The organism is Pseudomonas sp. NPDC077186, from assembly GCF_044543505.1.
Classification (GTDB): domain Bacteria; phylum Pseudomonadota; class Gammaproteobacteria; order Pseudomonadales; family Pseudomonadaceae; genus Aquipseudomonas.
The window spans coordinates 347,592-363,005 of sequence record NZ_JBITWE010000003.1 but is presented as its reverse complement, the minus strand read 5'-3'; the positions used below and the strand labels follow the sequence as shown (position 1 = coordinate 363,005).

Genomic DNA, 15,414 nt, shown 5'->3' with positions numbered 1-15,414 from the left:
TCAGCGACTGCTCATCAGCGGATCGGTCAGCGCCATGCCGTACATCGCCACCAGCGCGATCAGGCCGGCTGCAGCGAGGTAGTAGAGCGTCGGCAGAATGGTCTTGCGCAGGGTGATGCCTTCGCGTCCGAGCAGACCAACGGTCGCCGAGGCCGCTACCACGTTGTGGATGGCGATCATGTTGCCCGCCGCGGCACCGACCGACTGCACCGCCACCATCATCGCCCCGGATACGCCGATCAGCTCGGCAGCATTGAGCTGGAACTGCGACAGCATCAGGTTGGATACGGTGTTGGAGCCGGCGATAAAGGCGCCCAGCGCGCCGACCGCCGGCGCGAAGAACGGATATACGCTGCCGACGCTGTCGGCCACCAGTTGCGCCATCGCCACCGGCATCGACATCAGGTCGCTGCCGTTGACCCCGGAGTTGATCAGGATGCGCACCATGGGGATGGTGAAGATCAGCACGAAGCCGGCGCCGAGCAGGGTCTTGCTCGATTCGCCCACCGCCGCCTTGAGCTCGGCGAAACGCATGCGATGGAGCAAGAAGGTGGCCAGCACCACCATGCACAGGATGCCGCCGGGCAGGTACAGCGGCTCGATGGTGCCGGACACGCCGGTCTCGCCGAGGATGTCCTTCCAGCCGAAGCTCAGGCTCATCATGGCCGCCTTCACTTCAGGGAAAGTACGCGAGATCACCAGGAACACCGCCAGCAGCAGATACGGCGCCCAGGCCATGGGCACCGAGATCGGCGCCTTGCCGGCCACCTCATCCAGCTTCATCTCGATCTTGCCCATCCAGTCGGACGGCCAGTCCTTGGGATCAGCGAAGTCCCAGCTTTCCTTCGGCAGCAGGAATCCGGCCTTGGCCGCCGGTACCACGATGGCCAGGCCAACCAGGGCGCCGATCATCGACGGGAATTCCGGGCCGAGGAACACGCCGGCGGCCATGTACGGCAGGGAGAAGGCGAAGGCGGTGAAGATGGCGAACGGCGCGATGGCCAGGCCTTCCTTCCAGCTCTGATTCTTGCCGAAGAAGCGCGTCATGATCATCACCATGATCAGCGGCATCAGCAGGCCGATCAGGCCGTGGGTGATGGCCACCCGCGAGTAGATCAGGTGGAAGAAGGTTTCCCAGGTGCTGCCGGTGGCCACCAGTTGTTCGGTGATGCCGGTTCTATCCAGGCCGGCGCCGACACCCACCAGGATCGGCGTACCGACCGCACCGAAGGACACCGGTGTGGACTGCACCATCATCCCCAGTACCACCGCGGCCAGTGCCGGGAAGCCCAGGGCTACCAGCAGCGGTGCGGCCACGGCAGCCGGGGTACCGAAACCGGAGGCGCCCTCGATGAAGCAGCCGAACAACCAGGCGACGATCAGCGCCTGTACGCGGCGATCCGGGCTGATATTGGAGAATCCCCGGCGGATCGCCGCGATGCCTCCGGAGTGCTTGAGGGTGTTCAGCAGCAGGATCGCGCCGAAGATGATCCACAGGATCGAGGCCGTAAGAATCAGCCCCTGCAGGCTGGAGGCGATGACCCGGTTGAGGGTCATGTCCCAGGCCAGCAGGCCGATCAGGGCGGTGAGGACGAACACCAGCGGCATCGCGTACTTGGCCGGCCAGCGAAAGCCGATCAGCAGTACACCCGCTAGCACCAATGGCACGAAGGCCAGGATGGACAGCAGCGTTTGACTCATGGGTTGGTTCCTTCTTTTTCTTGTGAACCACAGTTTTCCGGGGACACCCGGCGCCACGCATCTGGAAGGGCCGGGCACCACGGCACCGGCCTTTCCGTGAGGCGCGACGGCAGGGATTCCCCATCGCCGCGCTCATGCTCGAAAGCCCCGACGGCCAGAAACCGTCAGGGCTTGCTACTGCTCAGTGGGAGGGGCTTCAGCCGCGAGCTGTTTGTAGTGGGTTTGTCGCGGCTAAAGCCCCTCCCACAGTCGTTCAAACCTCCTCTTTAAAGCGCAAACGCCAGGCATGCAGCAGCGGCTCGGTGTAACCGGACGGCTGCTCGCGGCCCTTGAACACCAGATCACTGGCGGCGCGGAAGGCGTGGGATTGCTCGAAGTTCGGTGCCATCGGGCGGTAGGCCGGATCACTGGCGTTCTGCCCGTCGACCACCTGCGCCATGCGCTGCAGCGTCTCGCGTACCTGGGTCTCGCTGACCACGCCGTGGTGCAGCCAGTTGGCGATATGCTGAGCCGAGATCCTCAATGTGGCGCGGTCTTCCATCAGGCCGACGTTGTGGATGTCCGGCACCTTGGAGCAGCCGACGCCCTGCTCGACCCAGCGCACCACGTAACCGAGGATGCCCTGGCAGTTGTTGTCCAGTTCCTGCTGGATATCGCTGGCGCTCCAGGGTCGTTCGGCGCTGACCGGTACGCTGAGCAGATCGTTCAGCAGGCTGTCGCGTTGGCTGGCCAGGTCGATCAGCTCCAGCTCGCTCTGCACCGCCTGCACGTCGATCTTGTGGTAGTGCAGGGCGTGCAGCACGGCGGCGGTTGGCGACGGCACCCAGGCGGTGTTGGCGCCGGCTTTCGGGTGGCCGATCTTCTGTTCGAGCATGGCCGCCATCAGGTCCGGCATGGCCCACATGCCCTTGCCGATCTGCGCCTTGCCGCGCAGCCCGCAGGCCAGGCCGACCAGCACGTTGTTGCGCTCGTAGGCGGCGATCCAGGCGCTGGATTTCATGTCGCCCTTGCGCAGCATGGCGCCGGCCTGCATGGCGCTGTGCATCTCGTCGCCAGTGCGGTCGAGGAAGCCGGTGTTGATGAAGGCAACACGCGCGCTGGCCGCCTCGATGCAGGCCTTGAGGTTGACGCTGGTGCGCCGCTCCTCGTCCATGATGCCCATCTTCAGGGTGTTGGCCGGCATGCCCAGCAGCTGTTCGACGCGACCGAACAGCTCGTTGGCGAAGGCCACTTCGAACGGGCCGTGCATCTTTGGTTTGACGATATAGACGCTGCCGCTGCGCGAGTTACCGCGACGCTTGAGGTCGTGCAGGGCGATCAGGCTGGTGACCACCGCATCGAGGATGCCTTCGGGAATCTCATGACCTTCGCCATCGAGAATCGCCGGGTTGCTCATCAGATGGCCGACGTTGCGCACGAACAGCAGCGAGCGGCCGTGCAGGCTCAGTTCGCTGCCATCGGCGGCGGTGTAGGTGCGATCCGGGTTGAGGCGGCGAGTGATGCGCTTGCCGCCCTTGTCCAGCTCCTCGGCCAGGTCGCCTTTCATCAGGCCCAGCCAGTTGCGGTAAATCACCACCTTGTCGGCGGCGTCGACGGCAGCCACCGAGTCCTCGCAGTCCATGATGGTCGACAGCGCCGCTTCCATCAGCACGTCCTTCACACCGGCGGCATCAGTGCGGCCGATGGGGCTGCCCGCGTCGATCTGGATCTCGAAGTGCAAACCGTTGTTCTTCAGCAGCACGGCGCTCGGCGTGGCAGCCTCGCCCTGGAAACCGACGAACTTCTCCGGTTGCGCCAGGGCGCTCTGTGCGCCGCTGCTCAGGGTTACCTGTAGCTGGCCGGCGACCACGGCATAGGCGCTGGCGTCTGCATGCGAACCCTGGGCCAGCGGTGCGGCCTGGTCGAGGAAGGCGCGGGCGAAGGCGATCACCTTGGCGCCGCGTACTTCGTTGTAGCCCGGGCCCTTGCTGGCGCCGCCCTCTTCGCTGATCGCATCGGTGCCGTACAGGGCGTCGTACAGCGAGCCCCAACGGGCGTTGGCGGCGTTCAGCGCGTAACGTGCATTCATCACTGGCACCACCAGTTGTGGGCCGGCCTGGGTGGCGATTTCGCTGTCGACCTTGGCGGTGGTCGCCTTGACCTTCTCCGGCTGCGGCAGCAGATAGCCAATGGCGCCGAGGAAGGCGCGGTAAGCGTTCATGTCGCGGATCGGACCGGGGTTGGCGCGGTGCCAGGCATCCAGCTCGGTCTGCAGACGGTCGCGCTCGGCCAGCAGGGCACGGTTGCGTGGTGCCAGGTCATGCACCAGCGCGTCAAAACCACTCCAGAAGGCCGCAGCCTCGACACCGCTGCCCGGCAGCACTTCGCTTTCGATGAATTGCTTGAGCTCGGCGGCTACCTGCAGGCGCTGACATTGCACGCGTTCGGTCATTTTCTGTTCTCCTGTCTGCATCCGCCCATGGTGGTGCGGTTCGATCAATGTGTTGTAGGAGCCCCGCCCCGGGGCGAAGCTCTTCAGATCCATTTCGCCGCGGGGCGCGTGCGTCAGCGCTTACAGCGCCGCAATACCCGCCTTGGCCACCTGCGCATCCTGCTCGGCCTTGACCCCGGATACGCCGACGGCGCCGATCACCTGGCCATCCACCAGCACCGGCACGCCACCCTCCAACGAAGTAATCAGCGGTGCGCTGATAAAGGCCGTGCGCCCGCCGTTGACCATGTCCTCGTAGCCCTTGGTTTCGCGACGGCCTATGGCGGCGCTGCGCGCTTTCTCGGTGGCGATGTAGGCGCCGATGGGCGCGCAGCCGTCGAGGCGTTCCAGGGCCAGCGGATGACCGCCGTCGTCGACCACGGCGATGGCCACGGCCCAGCCCTGTTGCTGAGCTTCGCTGCGGGCCGCCTGGAGGATCTGGGCGACTTCGTTCTGGCTGAGTACGGCTTTGTGTTGCATGGCTTACCTCGTGTCTCGTGGCCTGGGGGCTTGCGGTTTCGGGTGTCCCCGGATTGCATCCGGGCTACGTGTTTGTCTTCCCTCTCACTTATGGAAAGGGGTTGCGTAGGTTGGGCTGAGCGCAGCGAAGCCCAACGCGATTCGCCGGGTCGTCTGCCCGTTGGGCTTCGCCGCTGCGCGACTCAACCCAACCTACGGGCGGCAGCTGTCGGGCTTATTCCATCGCCTCCTCGACCAGCTCGATCCAGTGCCGCACCGGCGTGCGCCCGGCACCATCGAGGTGGGTCTGGCAGCCGATATTGGCGGTGACGATGGCATCGGGTTTGCCGCTTTCCAGGGCGTTCAACTTGTTGTCGCGCAGCTGCCGCGAGAGCTCTGGCTGGGTCAGCGAATAGGTGCCGGCCGAGCCGCAGCACAGGTGGCCATCCGGCACGGCGGTCAGGCCGAAACCGAGGCGCTTCAGCACGCCCTCCACCGCACCGCCGAGCTTCTGCGCATGCTGCAAGGTGCAGGGGCAATGGAAGGCCAGGCGCTGTTCGGCCCTTACCTGCAGCGTCTCCAGTGGCTCGCTTTGCAGTACCTCGACCAGATCCTTGGCCAGGGCGCTGACCCGCGCCGCCTTGCTCGCATAGGCCGAATCGCCAGCCAGCAGATGGCCGTAGTCCTTGACGAAGGCGCCACAGCCGCTGGCGGTCTGCACGATGGCCTCAATGCCGGCTTCGATGGCCGGCCACCAGGCGTCGATGTTCTGCCGGGCGCGTTGCAGGCCCGCTTCCTGGGCGTTCAGGTGATAGTCCACGGCGCCGCAGCAGCCGGCTTCGCGGATCGGCGTGACGCTGATGCCGAGGCGATCCAGCACGCGCGCGGTGGCGGCATTGGTGTTGGGCGACAGCCCCGGTTGCACGCAGCCTTCGAGCATCAACACGCGGCGCGTGTGCTGCTGCGTCGGGCGTGGCTTGGCCGGGCGAATCTCGCGCGGCAGCTTGGCCTTGAGCGTGGCCGGCAGCAGCGGGCGCAGGGCCAGGCCAGTATGGGTCAGCGTCTTGAACAGCGCCGTTCGTGGCACCACGGCGCGTAGGCCCTGACGCAGCAGGCGTTCGTTCAGTGGCCGCGGCACCGCCTGCTCGACCACTTCGCGGCCGATATCCAGCAGGTTGTGGTACTGCACGCCGGATGGGCAGGTGGTTTCGCAGTTGCGGCAGGTCAGGCAGCGATCCAGGTGCTGTTGGGTCTTGGCCGTGACTTCGTTGCCTTCGAGCATCTGCTTGATCAGGTAGATGCGCCCACGCGGGCCGTCCAGCTCGTCGCCGAGCAACTGATAGGTCGGGCAGGTGGCGTTGCAGAAGCCGCAATGCACGCAGGAGCGCAGGATGCGTTCGGCTTCCCCGGCGCGCGGCAGGCGTTTGGCCTGTTCACTCAAATTGGTCTGCACGTCTTATACCTCGGCGTACATGCGGCCAGGGTTGAAAATACCCTGGGGGTCGAGCTGGTTCTTCAACTGGCGCTGGTAGCGCAGCAGTGGGGCGGCCAGCGGCTGGAAAGGTTGTGCCTGGCCGGCAGCGAAGCAGGTGGCATGGCCGCCTAACTTGGCCGTTACGCGCTGAATCAGCTCGCTATCGGCGTCGGTCTTGAGCCAGCGCTGCGCGCCGCCCCAGTCGATCATCTGGCGACCGGGCAGGTCGAGCAGACCACTGTTGGCTGGCAGCGACAGACGCCACAGTGTGCCGCTGGCGCTGAAGAACGGCAGGCGCTGTTCGCGCAGTTGCTGCCAGTAGCCGTTGTCGATCTCTTCGCCACCGAGGCGTTGGCGCGCGGCCAAAACCGAACCTTCGCCACCCTCCAGGCGCAGGTGCAGCGCCGCACCGTCGTGGCTGGCGGCGCTGATCGGCAGTGGCTGCTGGCCCCATTCGGCGAGCTTGTTCAGGGCATGCAGGGCGTCCACCTCCAGGCGCAGGCTGAGCACCTGACGCGGCTTGGGCAGCACCTTGAGCGACACCTCGGTGAGTAGCCCCAGGCAGCCGAAGCTGCCGGCCATCAGGCGCGACAGGTCGTAGCCGGCGACGTTCTTCATCACCTCGCCGCCGAAGCGCAGCAGCTTGCCCTGGCCGGTGATCACCCGGGTGCCGAGCACCTGATCACGCACTGAGCCGGCCCAGGGGCGGCGCGGGCCGGATAGCCCTGCGGCAACCATGCCGCCCAGGGTGGCGCCATCGCCCAGATGCGGCGGTTCGCACGGCAGCATCTGGTCATTCGCCTCCAGCGCCGCCTCGATCTCGGCAAGCGGCGTGCCGGCGCGGGCGGTCAGCACCAGTTCGGTGGGGTCATAGCTGACGATGCCGCGGTGGCTGCGGGTATCCAGCACCTCGCCGCTGGTGGCGCGGCCCAGATGGGCCTTGCTGCCGCTGCCCTGGATGCGCAGCGGGGTGGCGCTATTGAGCGCGTGGTTGACCTGTTCCAGCAACGCGGCGCTGGCGTCGAAATCATGCGACATCAGAAACGCTCCAGTTCCGGGAAGGGCAGTTGGCCGTGGTGCACGTGCATGGCGCCGAACTCGGCGCAGCGGTGCAGGGTGGGGATGTTCTTGCCCGGATTGAGCAGGCCGCTGGGATCGAACGCCGCCTTCACCGCATGGAACAGGGTGATTTCGTCGCTGTTGAACTGCGCGCACATCTGGTTGATCTTCTCGCGGCCGACGCCGTGCTCGCCGGTGATGCTGCCGCCGACCTTGACGCAGAGTTCGAGGATCTTGCCGCCGATGGCCTCGGCGCGCTCCAGCTCGCCAGGCACGTTGGCATCGAAAAGAATCAGCGGGTGCATGTTGCCGTCGCCGGCATGGAACACGTTGGCCACGCGCAGGCCGTACTCCTCGGACAGCTCGGCGATGCCGCGCAGCACGCCGGGCAGCTCGCGGCGCGGGATGGTGCCGTCCATGCAGTAGTAGTCCGGCGAGATGCGCCCGACTGCGGGGAAGGCGTTCTTGCGCCCGGCCCAGAATTTCACCCGCTCGGCCTCGTCGCGAGCCAGGCGCACTTCGGTGGCTCCGGCCTTTTCCAGCACCTCACGCACGCGCTCGCAGTCGTCGGCGACGTCGGCCTCTACGCCGTCCAGCTCGCAGAGCAGAATGGCTTCGGCCTCCACCGGGTAGCCGGCGTGGATGAAGTCTTCAGCCGCTCTGATCGCCAGGTTGTCCATCATTTCCAGGCCGCCGGGGATGATACCGGCGGCGATGATGTCGCCCACGGCGCGGCCGGCCTTTTCCACCGAGTCGAAGGCCGCCAGCAGCACCTTGGCCACCTGCGGCTTGGGCAGCAGCTTGACCGTCACTTCGGTGACGATGCCAAGCATGCCCTCGGAGCCGGTGAACAGTGCCAGCAGGTCGAAGCCCGGCGCATCCAGGGCATCGCTGCCGAGTGTCATGAACTCGCCTTCGACGGTGAGGATGTCGACCTTGAGCAGGTTATGCACGGTCAGGCCGTACTTCAGGCAATGCACGCCGCCGGCGTTCTCGGCGACGTTGCCGCCGATGGAACAGGCGATCTGCGAGGACGGATCAGGGGCGTAATACAGATCGAACGGCGCGGCGGCCTGGGAAATCGCCAGGTTGCGCACGCCGGGCTGTACCCGGGCGAAGCGGCCTTCGCGGTTGATCTCGAGAATCTGGTTGAAGCGCGCCATCACCAGCAGGATGCCCTGCTCCAGCGGCAGCGCGCCGCCGGACAGGCCGGTGCCGGCGCCGCGCGCCACCACCGGCACGCCGCGGGCGTGGCAGAGCTGCAGCAGCTGCTGCACCTGCTCGATGCGCTCGGGCAGCACCACCAGCATGGGTGTAGTGCGGTAGGCGGACAGGCCATCGCACTCATAAGGCTTGAGGTCTTCCTGGGTGTGCAGGATGTCGAGGTCGGGCAGGCACTGGCGCAACTCCGCCAGCAGGGCGGCCTTGTCGACTTTGGGCAGCGCGCCGTCGATGCGCTCGTCGTACAGAATGCTCATGGCAGGCTCGATTCGGGAACGTAATTGTTATCAAGGGTCAGGCTGCGACCATGGGCCGCATGTTTAGGTCTGCCTCGCTCCTGCGTCCACCTTCTTGGGCGCTGGTAGGACCAGTTTCTTGCGCCAGGCCTTCGCCCAGGATTGGCCTAAGGTCTTATCCGCCGCGGCTTGCCTCTGGGCGTGCGCGCGATCTAAGGTGGCCCTTAGAAATTGGTACGACCAGTGCGGTGGAGGTGGCGAATGGACGGGCAACAGGGCGCGGCGCGGCGCCAGGTCAGCGACGTGGTGGCCGAGCGTATCGAGCGGTTGATCGTCGATGGCGTGCTCAAGGTGGGCCAGCCGTTGCCGTCGGAGCGGCGCCTGTGCGAGAAACTGGGCATCTCCCGTTCGGCGCTGCGTGAAGGGCTCAAGGTCCTGCGTGGACGCGGCATCATCGACACCGCGCAGGGTCGCGATTCACGGGTGGCCAAGCTCAGCGGCGAGCGCGACGCCAGCCCGCTGATGCATCTGTTCAACTCGCAGCCGCGCACCCTGTATGACCTGCTGGAAGTGCGCGGCCTGCTCGAAGGCGAGTCGGCGCGCCTGGCGGCGCTGCGCGGCACCGAGGCGGATTTCGTTCTGCTGACTAGGCGTTACGAAGAGATGCTGGCGGCCCATGCCCAGGAAAATCCGGTCGACCCGCGCGAACATGCGCGTCTCGACCATGCCTTTCACCTGGCCATCTGCGAGGCCTCGCACAACCCGGTGCTGGTGCACACCCTGCAGTCGCTGACCGACCTGATGCTGAGCACCGTATTCGCCTCGGTGAACAACCTCTACCACCGCCCGGCGCAGAAACGGCAGATCGACCGCCAGCACTCGCGGCTGTATCACGCGGTGATCGAACGCCTGCCGGAACAGGCGCAGCGCGCGGCGCGCGACCATATCCACAGCATCCGCGACAACCTGCAGGAGATCGAGCAGGAGGAGCAGCGCCTGGTGCGCGCGACCATGCGCCTGGAGGGCTGGGGCTAGCTCGGTTCTGCGCGGCCTGGCGCAGCGGCTGGATCCTGGTGCTTGTCGTGAGTAACGGCGCCTGGTGTATAAGGGACGGGCAGCCGTATCCGCCGCCGGAGGATTGCCCGTGAACCAACCCATCGAGACCGATAGCGCGGTCTACAAGACCCTGCTCGAATCGACCAAGGCGATCCCCTGGAAGATCGACTGGAAGACCATGACCTTCGCCTATATCGGCCCGCAGATCGAAAGCCTGCTGGGCTGGGCGCAGTCCAGCTGGGTCAGCGCCGAGGACTGGGCGGCGCGCATGCACCCGGAGGACCGCGAGCAGGTGGTGGCCTTCTGCGTGGCGCAGTCGCAGAACGGCGTCGACCACGAGGCCGACTACCGCGCGCTGACCGCCGCCGGCGACTACGTGTGGATCCGCGACGTGGTGCACGTGGTGCGCGACGACAAGGGCGAGGTGGATTCGCTGATCGGCTTCATGTTCGACATCAGCGAGCGCAAGCAGACCGAGCAGCAGCTGCTCAGTCTGCAGCAGCAGCTCGAGGAACTGTCCTACAAGGACGGCCTGACCGGCGTGGCCAACCGGCGCATGTTCGACTCGGTGCTGGCCAGCGAATGGGCCAACGCCCAGCGCAGTCGCCAGCCGCTGTCGCTGATCCTGCTGGATATCGACCACTTCAAGCAGTACAACGACCACTACGGGCATATCCAGGGCGACGACTGCCTGAAGAGCGTCGGCCAGGCGCTGAGCGGCGCCGCCAGCCGGCCGCGGGATTTCGTCGGCCGTTTCGGCGGCGAGGAATTCGTCCTGGTGCTGCCGGAAACCGACGCCGCCGCCGCCCGCCATATCGCCGAGCGCTGCCGCCAGCTGGTGCGCCAGCGGCGCATCCCCCACGAGAAATCCACGGTGGCGCCGCTGCTGACCATCAGCCTCGGCGTCGGCACCACGGTGCCCGCGGCCCAGGATCGCGCGGTGGACTTCCTCAACGCGGTGGACAAGCTGCTCTATCGCGCCAAGCAGCGCGGCCGCGATCGCCTGGAAATGGCGCCGGCGCAGGGTCAATCGTTGCCCGAGCAGGAGCGCGGCTCGGGTTAGCGCCGCGTCCTGGTGCAATCGTTAACCTCAGCGTAACTATCGAGCGACCTGCTTGATTGATGACCACCAGGTCACGCCCCTAAGGTGCCTCCACGACAGCGGAACTCGTGGAGTCATCGATGACAACAACAATATCCCCACCGCCGCAGTGGTCGCGTCGTCGCGCTGAAAAGGCCCGGCGACTCGATCAGGTGCGCACCCTCGCCGATGGCGTGGTCCTGCCCAGCGACAAGATCGTCGCGGCCCTCGAAGCGTTGATCGCCCCCGGCGATCGCGTGGTGCTCGAAGGCAACAACCAGAAGCAGGCGGATTTTCTCTCCCGCTCGCTGGCCAAGGCTGACCCCGGCCGCCTGCACGACCTGCACATGATCATGCCCAGCGTCAGCCGCGCCGAGCACCTCGATTTGTTCGAACGCGGCATCGCCCGCAAGCTCGATTTCTCCTTCGCCGGGCCGCAAAGCCTGCGCATCGGCCAACTGCTCGAAGACGGGCAGATGGAAGTCGGCGCCATCCACACCTACATCGAACTGTATTCGCGCCTGCTGGTGGACCTGATCCCCAACGTCGCCCTGGTCGCCGGCTTCCAGGCCGACCGCCACGGCAACATCTACACCGGCCCGAGCACCGAGGACACTCCGGCGCTGGTCGAACCCACCGCCTTCTCCGACGGCATCGTGATCTTCCAGGTCAACGAGATCGTCGACCAGCTGCCGCGGGTGGACATCCCCGCCTCCTGGGTCGACTTCGTGGTGGTGGCGGACAAGCCCTTCTATATCGAACCGCTGTTTACCCGCGACCCGCGCCATATCAAGCCGGTGCACGTGCTGATGGCGATGATGGCGATCCGCGGCATCTACGAGAAACACAAGGTGCAGTCGCTCAACCATGGCATCGGCTTCAACACCGCCGCCATCGAGCTGATCCTGCCGACCTACGGCGAGTCGCTGGGCCTGAAGGGCAAGATCTGCCGCAACTGGACGCTCAACCCACACCCGACGCTGATCCCGGCCATCGAGACCGGCTGGGTCGAGAGCGTGCACTGCTTCGGCACCGAACTGGGCATGGAGAACTACATCGCCCAGCGCCCGGATGTGTTCTTCACTGGCCGTGACGGCTCGATGCGTTCCAACCGCATGATGTGCCAGCTAGCCGGGCAGTACGCGGTCGACCTGTTTATCGGTGCCACCCTGCAGGTGGACGGCGATGGCCATTCTTCGACCGTGACCCGTGGCCGCCTGGCCGGTTTCGGCGGTGCGCCGAACATGGGCCACGATCCGCGCGGTCGGCGTCATTCGACGCCTGCCTGGCTGGACATGCGCCCAGGCGACAGTGAAGCGCCGCTGCTCGAGCGCGGCAAGAAGCTGGTGGTGCAGATGGTCGAGACCTTCCAGGAGGGCGGCAAGCCCACCTTCGTCGAGCAGCTCGATGCGGTAGAGGTGGCGAAGAAGGTCGGCATGCCGCTGGCGCCGATCATGATCTACGGCGACGACGTTACCCACCTGCTCACCGAGGAAGGCATCGCCTACCTGTACAAGGCGCGCACCGTGGAAGAGCGCCAGGCGATGATCGCCGCGGTGGCCGGCGTCACCGCCATCGGCCTGCGGCATAACCCGAAAGACACCGAGCGCATGCGCCGCGAAGGGCTGATCGCCCTGCCTGAAGACCTCGGCATCCGTCGCACCGATGCCAGTCGCGAACTGCTCGCGGCCAAGAGCATCGCCGAGCTGGTCGAGTGGTCGGGCGGCCTGTACAACCCGCCCGCCAAGTTCAGGAGCTGGTGATGAATGCACTCACTGCAATTCAGCCGCAGCTTTCTCTGAGCGATTGGCTGGCGGATCTGGTCGTCGACGCGCTGATCGACGAGGCCGACCTGTCGCCCAAGCCGGGCCTGGTCGACCGTCGCGGCAGCGGCGCCCACACCGATCTGCACCTGGGCCTGATGCACGCCTCGGCGCTGGCGCTGTGGCCGAGCTTCAAGGCCATGGCCGAGGCCGCGCAGCAACGCGGTGCCATCGACCAGGCACTGCGTGAGGACGTCGGCCGCATCGGTCGCGAAGGTGAGGTGGAGATGCTGCGCGTCACTGGCGGCGTCAACACCCATCGCGGCGCGATCTGGGCGCTCGGCTTACTCAGCAGCGCAGCGGCGCTGGACGTGAACATGCTGGCGCCCGCCCAGGTCGCGGTGCGCGCCGCACGCCTTGCCCTGCTCAACGACCGCGCCGCGCCCGTCACTGGCGACAGCCATGGCGCCCAGGTCTGCCGCTTGTACGGTGTGCATGGCGCCCGTGAGGAAGCGCAGCTTGGTTTTCCCGCAGTGATCCAGCAGGCGCTGCCGCAACTGGCGCGCAGCCGCGCCGCCGGGGCAGGGGAGCAGAACGCTCGCCTGGATGCGCTGCTGGCGATCATGACCCAGCTGGCCGACACCTGCGTGCTCTACCGCGCCGGCATGGCCGGGCTGACCCGCATGCAGAGCGGCGCCCGTGCGGTGCTCGCCGCCGGCGGCTGTGCCAGCCTCGACGGCCGTCGCCATTTGCGCGACCTCGAACGCGACATGCTGCGCCTGCGTGCCTCGCCTGGCGGCGCTGCCGATCTGCTTGCCGCCACCCTGTTCCTCGACCGCCTGCAGCATGGCCTGCCGGCGCAGCTTGGGAGTCTGTGAAATGGAAACCCTGTCTTTTCAATTCCCCGCCGGGCAACCGGCCAAGGGCCGCGCGCTGGTGGGCTGCGTTGGCTCCGGCGACCTGGAAGTGCTGCTCGAACCCGGCCAGGCCGGCACCCTGGCCATCGAAGTGGTCACCTCGGTCAACGGCAGCGCGCCGCGCTGGCAACTGCTGTTCGAACGCATGTTCCGCGAGCAGCAGCTGCCCGCGCTGAACATCGCCATTCATGATTTTGGCGCCACGCCCGGCGTGGTGCGCCTGCGCCTGGAACAGGGCCTGGAGGAACTGAACCATGGCTGAGCAAAACATTGCGCGCCTGTTGGCGCAGCGCAGCTTCACTGAACTCGGTGCCCGCGAGCGGGCTCGCGCACTGCTCGATGCCGGCAGCTTCCGCGAGCTGCTCGATCCGTTCGCCCGGCTGATGTCGCCCTGGCTGCCCAAGCAGGGCATCGTGCCGCAGGCCGATGACGGCGTGGTGGTGGCCAAGGGCCTGATCGACGGCCAGCCTGCGGTGGTGATCGCCATCGAAGGTGCCTTCCAGGGCGGCAGCCTCGGCGAAGTGGGTGGGGCGAAGATCGCCGGCAGCTTGGAGCTGGCCGCCGAAGACAACCGTAACGGTACGCCGACCCGCGCCGTGCTGCTGCTGGAAACCGGCGGCGTGCGTCTGCAGGAGGCCAACCTGGGCCTGGCGGCCATCGCCGAGATCCAGGCTGCCATTGTCGAGCTGCGCCAGTATCAGCCGGTGATCGGCCTGGTGGCCGGCCCGGTCGGCTGCTTTGGCGGCATGTCGATCGCCGCCGGGCTGTGCAGCTACCTGCTGGTGACCCGCGAGGCGCGCCTGGGCCTCAACGGCCCGCAGGTGATCGAGCAGGAAGCCGGGCTGGACGAATACGACTCGCGCGACCGCCCCTTTATCTGGAGCCTGACCGGTGGCGAGCAGCGTCACGCCAGCGGTCTGGTCGACGGCTATGTGAGTGATGACGTGGAGGCGATCCGCGGCGAACTGCATGGGCTGTTCGCCCAAGGCAAACCGGCGCTGGAACGCAGCCGTCGCCACGCCTGGTTCCTGCAGCGCCTGCGCGCTGTCGATACCGCCGTCCAGGCCGATGCCGCTGCCGTGCGCAGCGCCTACCAGGGAGCATGAACATGACAACTGCACAGCAACAACGCGGCCTGCACTGGTTCCAGGCCCTGGCCGGCGCTGCCCAGCCGCAACAGGGTTTGCCTGCCTCGCTGCGGGTGGCCGATGGCGAGCTGGCCGGCCAGGCGGTGCGCTACATCGCCGTGATCGCCGACGCCAACAATCCCTTTCCCCGCGCGCGCAATGGCGAGGTCGGCCTGCTCGAAGGCTGGGGCCTGGCCCAGGCCGTGGATGAAGCCATCGAGGCCGACCGCGATCAGGCGCACAAGCGCGCGTTGATCGCCATCGTCGACGTACCGAGCCAGGCCTATGGCCGCCGCGAGGAAGCCTACGGCATTCATCAGGCGCTGGCCGGCGCGGTGGATGCTTACGCCCGTGCCCGCCTGGCCGGTCACGCGGTGATCGGCCTGCTGGTGGGCAAGGCCATGTCCGGCGCCTTCCTCGCCCACGGCTACCAGGCCAACCGCCTGATCGCCCTGCGCGATGCCGGGGTGATGGTGCACGCCATGGGCAAGGCTGCCGCCGCGCGCATCACCCTGCGCAGCGTCGACGAGCTGGAGGCGCTGGCCGCCAGCGTGCCGCCGATGGCCTACGACCTGGACAACTACGCCTCGCTCGGCCTGCTCGCGGAGGTGCTCGATGTGGAGCAGGTGACGCAGCCGACGACGGCCGACCTGGCCCGCGTGCAGGACGCTCTGGGCCGTACCCTGAGCGATATCGCCGCCAGCCCACGTGATCTGCGCAACCGTCTGGGCGCCGCCAACCGCGCGGCATCCAGCCAGGTGCGCGAGGCCTTGCGCGCGCAGTGGTGAACAGGTTGCGCACGGCCACCGTAGGGTGCGCCGCGCGCACCATTAACCGAATCGGTGCGCAC

At 66.9% G+C, this 15,414-nt stretch carries 13 protein-coding genes; 7 read left to right on the top strand and 6 right to left on the bottom strand.

What is annotated here, in order from left to right:
• From ACIGKL_RS13685 to glcD, 6 genes are all read right to left on the bottom strand, one after another.
• Nucleotides 1–1,701 (bottom strand): L-lactate permease, encoded by a 1,701-nt coding sequence (locus ACIGKL_RS13685; RefSeq protein WP_397487166.1) that lies wholly within the window; start codon nt 1,699–1,701, stop codon nt 1–3.
• Between the two features lie 253 nt (nt 1,702–1,954).
• On the bottom strand, nt 1,955–4,132 hold the full coding sequence (locus ACIGKL_RS13680; RefSeq protein WP_397487165.1) for a malate synthase G: 2,178 nt from the start codon (nt 4,130–4,132) through the stop codon (nt 1,955–1,957).
• Between the two features lie 120 nt (nt 4,133–4,252).
• A complete protein-coding gene (locus tag ACIGKL_RS13675; protein ID WP_397487164.1) occupies nt 4,253–4,651 on the bottom strand; it encodes a heme-binding protein in 399 nt (132 codons plus the stop codon).
• A 214-nt stretch (nt 4,652–4,865) separates the two neighbouring features.
• The gene (glcF, locus tag ACIGKL_RS13670) at nt 4,866–6,083 is read right to left on the bottom strand and encodes a glycolate oxidase subunit GlcF (protein WP_397487163.1); all 1,218 of its coding nucleotides are present in this window, start codon (nt 6,081–6,083) and stop codon (nt 4,866–4,868) included.
• A 3-nt stretch (nt 6,084–6,086) separates the two neighbouring features.
• Entirely contained in the window at nt 6,087–7,142 is a 1,056-nt protein-coding gene (glcE, locus tag ACIGKL_RS13665; protein WP_397487162.1) for a glycolate oxidase subunit GlcE, read from the bottom strand.
• The gene (gene glcD / locus ACIGKL_RS13660; protein WP_397487161.1) at nt 7,142–8,641 is read right to left on the bottom strand and encodes a glycolate oxidase subunit GlcD; all 1,500 of its coding nucleotides are present in this window, start codon (nt 8,639–8,641) and stop codon (nt 7,142–7,144) included. The genes glcE and glcD overlap by 1 nt, the downstream gene beginning before the upstream one ends.
• A gap of 240 nt (nt 8,642–8,881) precedes the next feature.
• Here glcD and glcC point away from each other — a divergent pair, with 240 nt between their 5' ends.
• The 7 genes from glcC to mdcE all read left to right on the top strand — a co-directional run bounded on the left by glcC (nt 8,882) and on the right by mdcE (nt 15,352).
• Nucleotides 8,882–9,655 carry a transcriptional regulator GlcC gene (gene glcC, locus ACIGKL_RS13655; RefSeq protein WP_397487160.1) on the top strand — a complete coding sequence of 258 codons (774 nt, stop codon included), beginning with the start codon at nt 8,882–8,884 and terminating at the stop codon, nt 9,653–9,655.
• A gap of 109 nt (nt 9,656–9,764) precedes the next feature.
• Entirely contained in the window at nt 9,765–10,739 is a 975-nt protein-coding gene (locus ACIGKL_RS13650) for a sensor domain-containing diguanylate cyclase (RefSeq protein ID WP_397487159.1), read from the top strand.
• 119 nt (nt 10,740–10,858) lie between these two features.
• Nucleotides 10,859–12,520 (top strand): malonate decarboxylase subunit alpha, encoded by a 1,662-nt coding sequence (gene mdcA / locus ACIGKL_RS13645; RefSeq protein ID WP_397487158.1) that lies wholly within the window; start codon nt 10,859–10,861, stop codon nt 12,518–12,520.
• Nucleotides 12,520–13,398 carry a triphosphoribosyl-dephospho-CoA synthase gene (locus ACIGKL_RS13640; protein ID WP_397487157.1) on the top strand — a complete coding sequence of 293 codons (879 nt, stop codon included), beginning with the start codon at nt 12,520–12,522 and terminating at the stop codon, nt 13,396–13,398. Before mdcA ends, ACIGKL_RS13640 begins: the two co-directional genes overlap by 1 nt.
• 1 nt (nt 13,399) lies before the next feature.
• Nucleotides 13,400–13,699, top strand: coding sequence for a malonate decarboxylase subunit delta (locus ACIGKL_RS13635; protein ID WP_072423620.1), 300 nt, complete (start codon nt 13,400–13,402; stop codon nt 13,697–13,699).
• A complete protein-coding gene (locus ACIGKL_RS13630; protein WP_397487156.1) occupies nt 13,692–14,543 on the top strand; it encodes a biotin-independent malonate decarboxylase subunit beta in 852 nt (283 codons plus the stop codon). The genes ACIGKL_RS13635 and ACIGKL_RS13630 overlap by 8 nt, the downstream gene beginning before the upstream one ends.
• Before the next feature lie 2 nt (nt 14,544–14,545).
• Complete coding sequence (gene mdcE / locus ACIGKL_RS13625) at nt 14,546–15,352, top strand: biotin-independent malonate decarboxylase subunit gamma (protein WP_397487155.1); 807 nt, start codon at nt 14,546–14,548, stop codon at nt 15,350–15,352.
• Nucleotides 15,353–15,414: the final 62 nt, after the last annotated feature.

Excerpts from the sequence above, each read along its gene's own strand:
- mdcE (WP_397487155.1), top strand. The coding sequence starts at position 14,546 with ATGACAACTGCACAGCAACAACGCGGCCTGCACTGGTTCCAGGCCCTG.
- ACIGKL_RS13675 (WP_397487164.1), bottom strand. The coding sequence starts at position 4,651 with ATGCAACACAAAGCCGTACTCAGCCAGAACGAAGTCGCCCAGATCCTC.
- ACIGKL_RS13680 (WP_397487165.1), bottom strand. The coding sequence starts at position 4,132 with ATGACCGAACGCGTGCAATGTCAGCGCCTGCAGGTAGCCGCCGAGCTC.
- glcE (WP_397487162.1), bottom strand. The coding sequence starts at position 7,142 with ATGTCGCATGATTTCGACGCCAGCGCCGCGTTGCTGGAACAGGTCAAC.
- ACIGKL_RS13685 (WP_397487166.1), bottom strand. The coding sequence starts at position 1,701 with ATGAGTCAAACGCTGCTGTCCATCCTGGCCTTCGTGCCATTGGTGCTA.
- ACIGKL_RS13630 (WP_397487156.1), top strand. The coding sequence starts at position 13,692 with ATGGCTGAGCAAAACATTGCGCGCCTGTTGGCGCAGCGCAGCTTCACT.
- ACIGKL_RS13635 (WP_072423620.1), top strand. The coding sequence starts at position 13,400 with ATGGAAACCCTGTCTTTTCAATTCCCCGCCGGGCAACCGGCCAAGGGC.
- glcD (WP_397487161.1), bottom strand. The coding sequence starts at position 8,641 with ATGAGCATTCTGTACGACGAGCGCATCGACGGCGCGCTGCCCAAAGTC.
- mdcA (WP_397487158.1), top strand. The coding sequence starts at position 10,859 with ATGACAACAACAATATCCCCACCGCCGCAGTGGTCGCGTCGTCGCGCT.
- glcC (WP_397487160.1), top strand. The coding sequence starts at position 8,882 with ATGGACGGGCAACAGGGCGCGGCGCGGCGCCAGGTCAGCGACGTGGTG.
- ACIGKL_RS13640 (WP_397487157.1), top strand. The coding sequence starts at position 12,520 with ATGAATGCACTCACTGCAATTCAGCCGCAGCTTTCTCTGAGCGATTGG.